Consider the following 12,380-nt stretch of genomic DNA (forward strand, 5'->3'; position numbering starts at 1 on the left):
GCGTGCGGCCAGCGGCCGAGGGCATACCCGCCGCTCCCGGCGCCGCCACGCGAACTACGACACTGGCTCTCGCTCAGACGCCACCGACGCGGCAATTCGGGCGGCCCGACGCGACACGATCCGATTCCGGATTGCAAATCCGAGCACCAACAGCAGGAGCCCATACAGCACGAGCACGATCGGGCCCTGCAGCAGCACCGAGAAGTCACCTCCGGCACTCATCGTGGCGTCGCGCAAACTCGTCTCCGCAAGCGGGCCCAGCACCATACCGATAATGAGTGGCGCGATCGGATAGTCAAGCGCCCGCATCAGAAACCCCAGCAGCCCGATTCCGAGCAACATCAGCAAATCGAATACCGATCCCGAGGTCGCATAGATGCCAAACGCGCAGAACACGGTGATGCCCGCATAAAGATACGGACGCGGGATCAGCAAAAGCTTCGCCCACAGCATCGCGAACGGCAGATTCAGGATCAGCAGCACGACCATCGCGATGAAGAAGCTGGCGAGCAGTGCCCACACGAGCTCTGGAGCGCGTTCGAACAGGAGCGGGCCGGGCTGCAGCCCATACTGCCGGAACGCCGCCAGCATGATCGCCGCGGTCGCGGAAATCGGAAGCCCGAGTGCGAGCAGCGCTCCCATCGCCATGCCCGTCGTCGAGTTGCCTGCAGCCTCAGGCGCAGCGAGGCCCCGGATCGCGCCTGTGCCGAACTGTGGTGTGTCGCGGCGGGCGTCGAGGCGCTTTTCCACGCCGTAGGCGAGGAACGTGGGGATCTCGGAGCCCCCGCGGGGATCACCCCGAATGGCAGGCCAATCGCTGTGCCGCGCAGCCACGCCGGCGTCGCCTCGCGCAGCTCACGGCGCGAGAGCCACGGCCGCCCCTTCGGGCGGATCAATGAGCGGTTCGACACGTGCCGTTCAAGGCACGCGACGTAGATGACCTCGCCCAGCGCGAGCACTGCGACAGTTACCGTCACGAGCGAGATGCCGTCAAACAGGTTCGGCGAGTCCATCGTGAAGCGTGGGGCGCCGGAGACGCCGTCGATTCCGATCACCGCAATCCCGAGCCCGATGCACAGGGCCGCCAGGCCCTTCGTCGGGTTGTCAGTCACAACGGTCGAGGTCGCGGCGAACGCAAAGACCGCGAGCGCAAAGAACTCGGCTGGCCCGAAGCGTGTTGAGAAGTCGGCGAGCACGGGGGCGAGGAACACGACGACGATCGATGCGATGAAGCCGCCAACGAACGCGCCGATCGCCGCCGTTGCGAGCGCCTGTGCTGCCCTCCCGTTGAGCGCCATCTTGTGGCCCTCGAAGGTCGAGGCGATCGCCGAGGCTTGGCCGGGCGTATTCATCAGGATCCCCATGGTCGAATCGCCAAACAGCCCACCAAAGTAGACGCCTGCGAACATGATGAACGCGGCGGTCGGCTCAAGCGAGAACGTGACGGGGAGCAGCAGCGCCACGGCCATCGAGGATCCCAGACCGGGCAGCACGCCAACGGCGGTGCCCAGCAGGCAGCCGACCAACACCCACAGCAGGTTTTGCCAGGTCAGCGCACCAGCAAACCCCTCAAGGAGCAGTTGCAGTGTTTCCATTTCAGAACCCCCAGCCGAGCACACCGGACGGGAGGGACATCCCGAGCATGATGTCGAATGCGATGTAAATGAGCGAGCTCACCGTGAATCCGACGATGAGGGCAGCAAGCGGCTGTTGCAGGCCGAACGCACGCGATACACACCAGAACAGGAGCGCAGCGGCGATGATCCAGCCGAGGTACGGGAGCAGCATCGCGAAGGCGAGGAACGACCCCACGACCCAGGCGAGTGAGCGCCAATCAACACCAACGGCCTTTCCTGGGACCGGGGTCCCGTCGGCTGTGAGCTCAGTGCCCTCGCGCGCAAGATCATCCGCCCGCACCGCATCGTGCTCGGCGGACAAGAGCTCGAATGCGTCACCATCGGAGCCGACAGTGCGCGACTGCGCAGCGCGCGGGCGCAGCGCGTTGCGCACAGCGGCGGCCCCGAGCAGGATCGCAAAGAGGTACAGTCCTGCCGCGATCAGGCCGGGAAAGAACCGCGGCCCAGGAAACGCGGTGCCCTCCGGCACGCGCATCGTGATCATGCCGACCACGAAGTACGTGGCGAAGGCCGCGAGCAGCACCGGCATGATGAGCTCTTTCAGGAGCTCGGCGCGGCGGCCTGGGCCTGCAGCAAGCAGGATCTCCTCGCCCACAACCGCTGACATCGCGGTGGGATTGTTGGACGGCATCATTGCCCCATCTCCTCATACAAGCGGGTGATGCGCGTGTGCTCCTGCGCGAGGAACGGCGCGACGTCCGTGCCCGTAATCACCTGTTCAGTCCAGTAGTAGCGCTCCACAGCCGAGGTCCACTCGGGCGTCGCGAGGGTGTCCTCGATGAGTTCGGTGAGCTCACCGGCCTCGTCTCCGGTGATGCCAGCGGGGGCAGCGAGCATCCGCCAATTGGCGAGCGTAATGTCGAAGCCCTGCTCGCGCGCAGTGGGAATGTCGATGCCTGGCACCGGTTCCTCAGCAACAAGCGCGAGCGCGCGGAGACGACCGGACTGGATCTGATCGATGTTGTCTGGGTAGCCCCCGGCTGCCGCCTGCACGGTGCCGTTGAGCAAAGCGGCGACCGCCTCGCCTCCACCGTCAGACGAGATGTACGTCGTGTCGACGGGATTGATTCCTGCGGCGAGCGCGAGATCCGTGACCACGAGTTGGTCGAACGATCCGCCTCCCGTCCACGGTACGGCGCCGGGGTTCTCCTGCCACGCGGCGACGAGATCGCTGAGCGTCTCGTACGGCGAGTCAGCCGGCACTACGATCACGTCGTATTCCTCGAACAACACGGCGAGCGGGGTGACGTCATCAAGCGTCGCGTCCGATCCGTACTGAATTGTCGCAGCGAGCAGGCCGGTGCCCCCGACGAGCAGCGTGTTTGCACGGCCCTCCAGTCGCGACATATTGCCGAGTGCGATCGTGCCGCCCGCTCCGGGCATGTTCACGACCTGCACGTTTGCGGCGAGCCCATTCGCGCGCTGCGTTTGCTGCATCTCTCGTGCCACGGTGTCCCAGCCTCCGCCCGCCGCGGCCGGGGCGATGAGCGTGAGCGATGAGTGGATGTCTTGGCCCGCGTTTGCCGAGCTGATTGAGCCGAACGAGGCAACCCCGATGGCGAGCACCGCGATCGTGCCGCCGATGACCCGGGACAGGGTGCGTTTTTGGGCTGGACGTTCCGGTTGGGGCGGGGGCTGGGGCGCTCCCGAGAGAGGTGTCTCCACTGCTTCACTCCTTTGTGAGGGCGCACGTGCGCCACGGTGTGGAGTCCAAGATGACAGCTTTCCCGCCACCGCTGCGCCGCGTGCGGAGTTAACCTCTTAGATACTCACGGCGCCGGAGGCAGGAGACCGACGCCCGGAATAGACTGTGTCGGCGATGAGGAGGTGGCCAGGATGACGAGCGTGTTGACTTCACGCGGCGCGCGCCTCGCGACACTGTTTCTGCCGACCGTGATCGTGGTCGCTGCCGTCACACTCACCGCGAGTATCGCATTCTCCGTGCAGGAGCGGAGCATTCGCGATGCAACCGGTGAACGGGTCTCAGATGTTGCGTTGAGCCTTGCTGAGCTGACTCAGGTGCGCGATGTCCTCGCGCTCGCACACGAGGATTTTCCCGCCGCGATGGCGGAGTTGCAGCCGCTGGCGACTGTGGTGGAGCGCGCCGCGGGCGTTGACTACGTCGTCATTTCAGACGAGGAGGGGATCCGCGTCACGCACCCCACTCCGGCTGAGCGCGGGCAGGCGCTCTCCACTGACAATTCAGAGGTGCTTGCAGGCGCGACGTTCCTCGGCACGGAGACGGGCACAATCGGCACCACGCTCAGGGCAAAGGTGCCTGTGCGGGACGACGCCGGCGAGGTCATTGGGGTGTTGTCGGTTGGCATTCTCGAGAGTCGGATCGCAGCGGACGCGGCACAAGCTCTGAACCGCTTGCTGCCGTGGGTGATCGGCGCACTCGTGGTGGGCACGCTGGCGAGCTCGCTGATCGCGGCGCTGCTGGAGCGCCGGTTCCGCCGGCTTGACGACGCCGCACGCGAGGCGGCCGAGCTGCGCCGCTCGGCCGCTGCCCTGCGCGAGCAGTCGCACGAGTTTCACACTCGACTGCATGTGGTGCACGGCCTCGTCTCCCACGGGGATGCCGAGGAGGCGCTCGCCTACATCGCAGGGATCACTCCGGTGACCTCGGCAGGCCCAGAAGCAGCCCTCAGCGATCAGCCTCTGCTCAGAGCAACACTCGATGTGCTCCGCGCCGAGCTCGGCGCGCACGGGGCCAGGCTGGATGCCGAGGTGGCGGTAACTTCTGAGGTCGACGAGGAGGTGACGCTCGTGCTCGCAAACCTCTGCCGGAACGCCGGTGAAGCTGGCGCAACGGTGGTGCGTTGCGCACTCATCGAACGGGACAGGCGGTTCTCCGGGGAGGTAGCGGACAATGGCACCGGCGTCGACCCCGCCGACGCGGAGCGCGTGTTTACACGCGGAGTATCGTCGAAGCGCGACCCCTCCGGTCTTGGTCGCGGCATCGGGCTCGATCTCGTGCGCCGCGCTGTCGCGGATCGCGGCGGCTCGGTCGAGCTCGGCCGGGCGGATCTCGGCGGCGCGCGATTTCGATTCGATATGGCGGTGCGGTGATGCGTGCTGTCGGGGGCGGTGCGGGGCCGGGCTCAGGAGCGGGAGCGGGAGCACACCCCGGCGACGACTCGTGCTCGGGCCCGCCCGAGTCTGCAGCAATTCACGTGCTCGTGGTTGATGATGACGCTGGTGCCCGCACACTGCACAGCCGATTCGTGGGCGAGGCGCCGGGCTTCACGCTGGTTGCAGCTGTTGGCACCGGGCGGGCCGCGGTAGAGCACGGGCTGCGCGGAGGCGTCGACCTGGTGCTGCTTGACATGCGACTGCCCGATATCAGCGGAGTTGAGGTCCTGCATCGGCTGCGCACACTTGGCGAGCACTCCCCCGATGTGCTCGTGATCAGTTCCTCGCAAGATCGCGTCACTGTGCGGCAGGCGCTCGCGGGTCAGGTCGTTGGGTACCTCGTGAAGCCGTTCACCTCCGACGCGCTGCTGGCGAGGCTGGCGACCTATCGCGCGGAGCACCTGGGACGTCGCGGCGCAGACACCAACCCTCCCGGATCCAGCACCCGTGAAGTGCCGCTGGCTCAGGGGAGATTGACCGGTTACTCTCGACGGGTCGCATCGGCGTGATCGCGCGCACGTCGCCGATCGGCACCGGCCAGCGGCCAGGCGTCGCTCCTGGAGCGCTCCCAAAGGGGATCTCGCGCGTGACACTCGATCGTGTGATCGCCGCCCTTGATCCGGTCGCACCGACCACAGTGGTCGCACTCGCAGCAAACTGCGCCATCTCCGTGCCGACGGCCCGCCGCTACCTCGACCACCTGGTCGAGGCCGGAGCCATCGATCTCGCGCACCGCTATGGCAAGCGCGGTCGGCCGGAGGTGCTCTACCGGCTCGTGCCGCCGCCAGAGGGGAGGGCTCCCGGCCCCCGGCTCGTGACGTACACTCGCGGTGGGGAGTCCAGGCACAGACCCCGGCACCGGCGCGGGAGAGGGATGAGGATGTTTGGTTTTTCACGAAAGCTCGACGATCTGATGGCGCAGCTCCGGCCAGATCTGAGTCGTGAAGCGCTCGGCGTTGGCCCGAGTTTCCCCGGGATTGCCCCGAATCCGCTCCTGAGCGGCGCGGCGCGGCAGCGCATCGCAGCACTGCGCTCTGGGCGCCTGGCACTTGGCACGCTCGTCGACTGGCGAGAAGTGAGTAGCGATGGCAGCCCCCGGGTGGTCCTGATGTTCGACGTCGAGACCGCCGACGGCATCGCGTTCCGTGGCATCGCGGACGAGGACCTCACGATCACTGAGCTCACCAGGCTCGAGCAGGGCCAGACACTGCCTGTGCGCTACCGTCCGACCGTCATGGACCACTATGTGGCGCTCGCCCGCAACGTTGATCCTGCGCAGGTGCAGGAGCTCGCGGACGAGATCGCGCGCCGCGCGAGTTCCTAGTTCCCGCTCAGGGCCAGTACCGCGGTCGGCGTTGCAACGGGGGTCCGGCTCGGGTCCACGGGGCGTCCGTCCTCCCACCGGAACACCACAAGTTCGTCGGAATCTTGATGCGCGACAAGCAGTGCAGCCCCGTCTGGGGTGAACGCGAAGTGGCGTGGTGTTCCGCCACAGGAGTCGACCGTGACGCGTTCGGTGAGCCCACCATCTTTCGCGATTGCGTACACCGTGAGGGAGTCATCGATTCGATTCGCGAGCACGACACTGCTACCGTCCGGGTGCACCGCGATCTCCGACGGCACCGGACGGGCGCGTCCACGGCCGGGACCCGGCACCTGCTCTCGAACACGCAGTCGTCCGTTTTCACGGGTAAACACGGTGACCCCGCCGCGCTCTTGGTTGCTCGCATAGAGTGTCCCGGAGGCCGCGTGCCGAGCCAGGTGTCGCGGCCCCGTACCCGGTGCAAGCGCGAGCACATCACGCAGTGTCGCCGTCTCGGCGGCCTGATCCCACGTGCACAGTGCGATGAGGTCACGGCCGCAGTCGGCGACAAGGAAGCCCTCGCTCCCCGGCAAGACGAGCACGGAGTGCGGACGGGAGCGGGAGGCCGATCGGTCCCAACCGGACCCGCGCTCCGGCAGCGTGATCGTCTCGGCGACCCGTTCGGGGAGACCGTCAGCGTCGCACACGATCGCGGTCACGACCCCGCCGTGATAGTGGCTCACGAAGACCACAGCGGGTGGGGCGGCTGCCCCGGATCCCGCACCGCCTGTGGTGTTCGGGCTCCCCAGGGCGAGGTGACACGGGGCGTCGGCCCCCGTGGTGACCCGCGCTGGCGCTACCGTGCTTGGCCATCCGCCTCTGCCAGGTGCAAAGCGGAGCAGTTCACCGCCCTGTTCGGGCTCGGTCACCGCCCACACCGCGCCGTCTGCGGCGAGCGCGAGGAACGACGGATTGATCTCCGATGCGGCCCAAACGCCGGTTCGGGTGAGCGTCGATCCCGCACGGGCTCCTGTGGGAGAGCCTCCGCCGGATCTGACTCCGGCCGCGCTCGCTAGCCCGACGATCCCAGCGCCGTGGCCGAGAGGAGTGGCTGTCCAGGGCGACGGAACCGAGTAGGAGCCGAGTAGTACGCGCACGCCGAAACTGTAGCGCACCTGGCGAGTGCCTGGCGGAGTTGCGGGACCTGCACCGCCACAGATCCTGCTCGGGGCACAGGCAGCTAGACCCCGATCCCGCCGAACACCAGGCGCGCCGCGATCACGAGCATCACGACGGCCACAACGCCGTCAAGGATCTGCCAGGACCGCGGTGTCGCAAAGAACCGGGTCAGGGCGCGAGCTCCGTAGCCGAGCACGAAGAACCAAGCGATGCTCGCTATTGCACCGCCTGCCGCGAACCACCACTTCCCTGGATCGCCCTGCGCGTTGCCGATCGATCCCATCAACACCACGGTGTCGAGGTACACATGTGGGTTGAGATAGGTGATGGCGAGGCATGCAAGGATCGTCTTCTTCAGTGAGCTCTCCGTCTCACCATCCGCGACGAGCACCTGTGGCCGCATGGCCCGCCGCGCAGCCGACCACGCGTACCACAGCAGAAAAGCGACGCCGCCCCAGCGTACGATCTCGAGCACGAGAGGCGCGCGCTCGATCACGTAGCCGATCCCGACGACCCCCAGTGTTTCGAGCAGCGCATCCGTGAGACCGCAGATCAGCACCACAGGGAGCACGTGTTCGCGCCGGATCCCTTGCCGCAGCACGAACGCGTTTTGCGCACCGATGGCGACGATCAAGGAGAGGCCGCTGCCGGCCCCGATGAGCAGAGGAACAATCATGCTGTCGACGCTACGGGGTGCCACCCGCGCGCCCCAAGTTGAGCGTGCCTGTATATTTTCATGCAACATAAGAATTTCTTCACTGGAGGGTGCACGATGGATCTCCCGGTCGAACACCTCGCGACGTTCACTGCCGTGATCGACGAGGGCAGCTTCGAAGGGGCGGCGCGCAAGCTGCACGTGACCCCTTCAGCCGTGAGCCAGCGCGTGCGTGCACTGGAGGAACGCGCAGGATCCGTGCTCGTGCAACGCACCCGCCCGGTCAGCGTGACCGAGGCAGGGGCCGCCGTGCTCCGGGCGGCGCGGCAGATCGCAAGGATCACGGACGACGTGGGTGCTGAACTCGGCACCGCCCCAGAGGCCGGCTCGCTGATTCCGATCGTGGTGAACGCTGATTCACTCGCCACCTGGTTCGTCCCGGCCCTTGCTCGCGCGGCACGTGAAACGGGCGCACGCTTCGAGGTGTTGCGCGCGGACGAGACGATCTCGACTGAGAAGTTGCGCCGCGGAGCGGTCATGGCAGCGCTCACCTCAACCAGCGAGCCCGTTCCCGGGTGCACCTCCACTCGGATCGGCACCGATCACTATCACGCGGTCGCGAGCCCCTCCTTCGCCGCCGAGCACTTCCCCTGCGGGCTCACGGCTGAGGCACTCAGGCGCGCACCATCGGTCGACTTCGATCGCCATGACGCATTTCAGCAACGATTCCTCCGCAAGATCACGCGGGCAGAAGTGAGACCACCGCGCCACTTCATCCCGTCGTCAGCAGAGTTCGCCCACGCGGTCGAACTCGGCATGGGGTGGGGCATGCTGCCTGAACGACAGTGCACCGTGCCGATCGCGGAGGGGCGCATGGTCGATCTCGCACCCGGCGCTGCCATCGAACTCCCGCTCTACTGGCAGCGGTGGAAGCTCCGCTCCCCTGTGTTGGACGCGCTCTCGCAGATCATTGCAGACGAGGCCGGCGCTGCCCTGGGCTGACCCGCCCCAGGGTAGCGCCGGTATTACAGCGCGTCGAGCGCGATCGCCTGCGTGAACGTGATCCTGTCACGAACCACACGCTCGGGATCCCAGCCAGGCCCTGGTGTCGAGGAGATCAGCAACTGCGTGTACGCGTGCTGCGGGGCGCTGAGCACTTGCTCGGTCGGCCCCTCCTCGACCACGGTGCCGCGGTACAGCACGAGCACCCGCTCACAGACCTCCTCGACCACTGCGAGATCGTGGCTCACGAACAGGTAGCCAACCCCGGTATCGCGCCGAATCTCGGACAGCAGATCGAGCACCTGAGCCTGTACGGACACATCGAGCGCGGAGACCGCCTCATCGAGCACCAGCAGCTCAGGTTCTACGGCGAGTGCCCGCGCGATGGCGACGCGCTGCCGCTGTCCACCGGAAAGCTCGTGCGGCTTCGCAGCGGCGTGCCGCTCGGTCAGCCCCACGCGATCCAGCAATGCAAGCGTGCGGATTCGCGCCTCAGCAGCGGTGCTCGCGATCCCGTGCAACCGCATCGCCCGTACCAGCGTCTCAGCTACGGAGAGCCGGCGATCCAGTGAGCCGTTGGGATCCTGGAACACCATCTGCACGGCCCTCGCGCGCGCCAGCCGCGCAGCACGGCCCCGCGGACGGGCGAGCTGATCCTGTCCGCCGACCGTGAGCGCACCCGCGTCAGGCCGCTCCAGCCCGACGAGGATGCGCGCGATCGTGGACTTGCCCGAGCCAGACTCGCCGACGAGCCCCAACGACTCCCCGCGCTCGATCGCGAACGACACCCGGTTCACCGCGGTCACGTCTTCTGCACCGCGCCCCATCCGAAATACGCGGTGGAGCTGATCTGCCTGCACGAGCGTCATGGCTGTGCCCTCCTGGTCATCGTGGGCGCCGCGTCAATAAGCGAGCGCGTGTACTCGTGCGCGGCGTCTTCGAACAGCCGCTGCCCGGCGAGCGACTCCACGATCTCGCCGCGCTGCAGCACGTGCACCCGGTCGCAGATCGCGGCGGCGAGGTGCAGATCATGCGTGATGAACAGCACTCCGAGCCCCCGCTCTCGGATCTGACGCTGCATGATCGCGATCACCTCGGCCTGCGTGGTGACATCAAGTGCGCTCGTCGCCTCATCCGCCAGGATCAGCTTCGGCTGCGTGCTGAGCGCACCCGCGATCACCACGCGCTGCAGCATTCCGCCGGAGAGCTCGTGCGGGTACTGCCGCATGCGCCGCTCGGGCTGCGACAGACCGACTGCAGCAAGCAGCTCGCGTACGGTCGCGTTCGCCTCGCCCTGCGGACGGCCGTGCACGCGCACCAGCCGTTCGGTCAGCGAGTCGCCGATCCTGCGTACCGGATTCAGCGCGGCACGCGGATCCTGTTGGATCAATGCGGTGTCTGCGGCACGCACCCGCCGGAGCGTCTCAGGGCCAGCCCCGATCATTTCGGTGCCGTCGATCACGGCGCTGCCGGCAAGCGTTGCCTCATCACCGTAGAGCCGCAGTGCGGCCCGCACTGTTGTCGATTTGCCCGAGCCCGACTCTCCGACGAGGCCGACGAGTTCGCCCGGCCCGACCGCCAGGCTGATCCCCCGCAGCACGGGAACTGGCCCCGCAGGGGAGCTGAAGCTGAGGTGCAGGTCAGTGAGTTCGAGCAGCATCAGTGCTCCTTCCGTGCCAGCAGGCGGTCGGCAACGCGCACGCCAACAACGTTGACGGCGATGACAACAAGCGCGATCGCGGCGCCTGGGATCAGCGTCGGCAGGAAATGGCCCTGCACGATCCCGGCCTGCCCTTCCTGCACCATCAGGCCCCACTCCGAGCTGGGCGGCTGCGCGCCGAAGCCGAGGAAGCTCAGCGTTGCGATACTCATCAACGCCTCGCCGAACAACACGACGAGATAGCCCACGAGCGGCGGCAGCAGGTTCGGCACCACGCCGCGCACGCAGATGGCAAGGCCGCTCATCCCCTGGGTGCGGTACGCATCGATGTACGCCTTCGAGATCTCGCTGAGCGCGAGGCTGCGCACGAACTTGGCAATCACCGGGGTGTACGCCAGGGCGAGCGCGACGATCGCGGTGACGGGCCCTTTGCCGAACACCGAGATCACGAGCACGACAAAGAGCAGGCCGGGGAAGGCGAACATGACGTCGGTGACGCGTGCGAGCAAGGTATCGACCCAGCCACCGCGCCATGCGGCGAGCATGCCAATCGTGATGCCGAGCACCGTCGCGATCAGGAGCAGCACGACCGGGCCGATCAGCGTGTCCGCGGTGCCGAGCATCACGCGGGAGAGCAGATCCCGGCCCATCTGGTCAGTGCCGAGCAAGTGGCTGGCCGAGGGGGATCCCCACAGCGCCGTGAAGTCGATCTCATCCTGCTGGTACGGAGCAAGCCACCCGGCGAGCAGCGCAACGAGGATCACGATGGCGAGGAAGCCCGCGGCGAGCCAGAATCCGAACGGAGTTGTTGGCTTCGCCGGTTTCTTCCGAAGCCGGGGTGGGAGCAGCGCGGTCATCGGGGGGCCACCTTCCCTGAGATTCGGGGATCAAGGACGGGGAGGAGGAGGTCGACCACTGTGGTGACCACCATGTAGGCCACCACCATGAACAGCAGCACGGCCTGGACCACGGGGAAATCGTGGGTGTTGATCGCGTCGACCAGCAGCGACCCAACGCCCGAGAGCCCGAACACGGTCTCTACGGCGACGGTGCCCGCGATCATCGACGCGATGACGAGGGCGACCATCGTGATGATCGGGCCCCACGCGTTCCGCAGCACATGATCGCGCACGATGAAGCGCTCGCGGAGCCCGGTCGCCCGCGCAGCCTCGACGTGTTCTGAGGTGAACTGCTCGATCATGGTCTGACGCGTGACGCGACTGACGATCGCAAGTGCGGTGATCGCGAGGGTCAGCGCTGGCAGGGTGAGGTGGAACAGCCGTTCGCCGAAGCCTGGGCCGCCGATGCCGGCGACCGGGAACCAGCGCAGCTGCACCGAGAACAGGGCGACGAGTGCGATCCCGAGCACAAACGACGGGATACTCGCGGCGAGCGTGGTGCCGCTCACCACGAGAGAATCGACCGCGGTACGGCGGCGTACCGCGGCGAGCACGCCGAGGCCGATCCCGAACACGGTCAGCAGGACGGACGCGTAGGCCACAAGCGACAGCGTTGTGGGAACACGCGCCGCCATGATGTCTGCGACCGGCTGGTGGTATTTGAACGACTCACCGAAGTTGCCGGTGAGCACGCCGGAGGCCCAGTGCCAGTACTGCGCCAGCAGCGGCTGATCCAGGTGGTACTGGGCCCGGACGCTCGCAATCCGCTCCGGGGTCATATTCTCCGGGTTCCCGATGAGGAACGTCACGGGGTCGCCTGGTGCCGCATACATTGCGGCGAAGATGATGAAGGAGGCGATCACCAGCGTGACGAGCATGCCGGCGAGCTTTCGGATTGCGTGCGGCATGG

At 67.0% G+C, this 12,380-nt stretch carries 12 protein-coding genes and 1 pseudogene; 4 read left to right on the forward strand and 9 right to left on the reverse strand.

All coding sequences use genetic code 11. The annotated features are described in order from the left end of the window. Positions 1–54: 54 nt before the first annotated feature. The 3 genes and pseudogenes from K1X41_RS08260 to K1X41_RS08270 form a co-directional block, all read right to left on the reverse strand. Positions 55–1,595: pseudogene (locus tag K1X41_RS08260) on the reverse strand (tripartite tricarboxylate transporter permease). Position 1,596: 1 nt separating this feature from the next. Beyond that, entirely contained in the window at positions 1,597–2,271 is a 675-nt protein-coding gene (locus K1X41_RS08265) for a tripartite tricarboxylate transporter TctB family protein (protein WP_220174363.1), read from the reverse strand. After that, positions 2,268–3,302: a tripartite tricarboxylate transporter substrate binding protein gene (locus K1X41_RS08270; protein ID WP_132206826.1), complete on the reverse strand. Its 1,035-nt coding sequence runs from the start codon at positions 3,300–3,302 to the stop codon at positions 2,268–2,270. The genes K1X41_RS08265 and K1X41_RS08270 overlap by 4 nt, the downstream gene beginning before the upstream one ends. 171 nt (positions 3,303–3,473) lie before the next feature. Here K1X41_RS08270 and K1X41_RS08275 point away from each other — a divergent pair, with 171 nt between their 5' ends. The 3 genes from K1X41_RS08275 to K1X41_RS15530 all read left to right on the forward strand — a co-directional run bounded on the left by K1X41_RS08275 (position 3,474) and on the right by K1X41_RS15530 (position 6,096). Further along, positions 3,474–4,709, forward strand: coding sequence for a sensor histidine kinase (locus K1X41_RS08275; RefSeq protein ID WP_220174364.1), 1,236 nt, complete (start codon positions 3,474–3,476; stop codon positions 4,707–4,709). Further along, positions 4,709–5,281, forward strand: coding sequence for a response regulator (locus tag K1X41_RS08280; RefSeq protein ID WP_258566386.1), 573 nt, complete (start codon positions 4,709–4,711; stop codon positions 5,279–5,281). Before K1X41_RS08275 ends, K1X41_RS08280 begins: the two co-directional genes overlap by 1 nt. Before the next feature lie 77 nt (positions 5,282–5,358). Continuing rightward, the gene (locus K1X41_RS15530; RefSeq protein ID WP_258566387.1) at positions 5,359–6,096 is read left to right on the forward strand and encodes a helix-turn-helix domain-containing protein; all 738 of its coding nucleotides are present in this window, start codon (positions 5,359–5,361) and stop codon (positions 6,094–6,096) included. Here the strand turns inward: K1X41_RS15530 and K1X41_RS08290 are convergent. Beyond that, positions 6,093–7,232 (reverse strand): lactonase family protein, encoded by a 1,140-nt coding sequence (locus K1X41_RS08290; RefSeq protein ID WP_220174365.1) that lies wholly within the window; start codon positions 7,230–7,232, stop codon positions 6,093–6,095. The two genes, K1X41_RS15530 and K1X41_RS08290, sit on opposite strands and share 4 nt — an antisense overlap. Before the next feature lie 83 nt (positions 7,233–7,315). Then, positions 7,316–7,930, reverse strand: coding sequence for an L-lysine exporter (gene lysE / locus K1X41_RS08295; RefSeq protein ID WP_220174366.1), 615 nt, complete (start codon positions 7,928–7,930; stop codon positions 7,316–7,318). A 60-nt stretch (positions 7,931–7,990) separates the two neighbouring features. On the opposite strand from lysE, the gene K1X41_RS08300 reads away from it, so the two are divergent. Continuing rightward, on the forward strand, positions 7,991–8,911 hold the full coding sequence (locus tag K1X41_RS08300; protein ID WP_258566388.1) for a LysR family transcriptional regulator ArgP: 921 nt from the start codon (positions 7,991–7,993) through the stop codon (positions 8,909–8,911). Between the two features lie 23 nt (positions 8,912–8,934). Here the strand turns inward: K1X41_RS08300 and K1X41_RS08305 are convergent, their stop codons facing one another. From K1X41_RS08305 to K1X41_RS08320, 4 genes are read right to left on the reverse strand one after another with little or no spacing between them, the layout of a single operon-like run. After that, the gene (locus K1X41_RS08305) at positions 8,935–9,780 is read right to left on the reverse strand and encodes an ABC transporter ATP-binding protein (protein ID WP_220174367.1); all 846 of its coding nucleotides are present in this window, start codon (positions 9,778–9,780) and stop codon (positions 8,935–8,937) included. Continuing rightward, complete coding sequence (locus K1X41_RS08310; protein ID WP_220174368.1) at positions 9,777–10,571, reverse strand: ABC transporter ATP-binding protein; 795 nt, start codon at positions 10,569–10,571, stop codon at positions 9,777–9,779. Before K1X41_RS08310 ends, K1X41_RS08305 begins: the two co-directional genes overlap by 4 nt. After that, positions 10,571–11,428 carry an ABC transporter permease gene (locus K1X41_RS08315; RefSeq protein WP_132206834.1) on the reverse strand — a complete coding sequence of 286 codons (858 nt, stop codon included), beginning with the start codon at positions 11,426–11,428 and terminating at the stop codon, positions 10,571–10,573. Before K1X41_RS08315 ends, K1X41_RS08310 begins: the two co-directional genes overlap by 1 nt. Beyond that, positions 11,425–12,378, reverse strand: a complete 954-nt coding sequence (locus tag K1X41_RS08320; protein ID WP_132206835.1) for an ABC transporter permease — start codon at positions 12,376–12,378, stop codon at positions 11,425–11,427. The genes K1X41_RS08315 and K1X41_RS08320 overlap by 4 nt, the downstream gene beginning before the upstream one ends. Positions 12,379–12,380 lie beyond the last annotated feature (2 nt).

It is taken from the genome of Leucobacter luti (genome assembly GCF_019464495.1).
Taxonomy (GTDB): Bacteria; Actinomycetota; Actinomycetes; order Actinomycetales; family Microbacteriaceae; genus Leucobacter; species Leucobacter luti_A.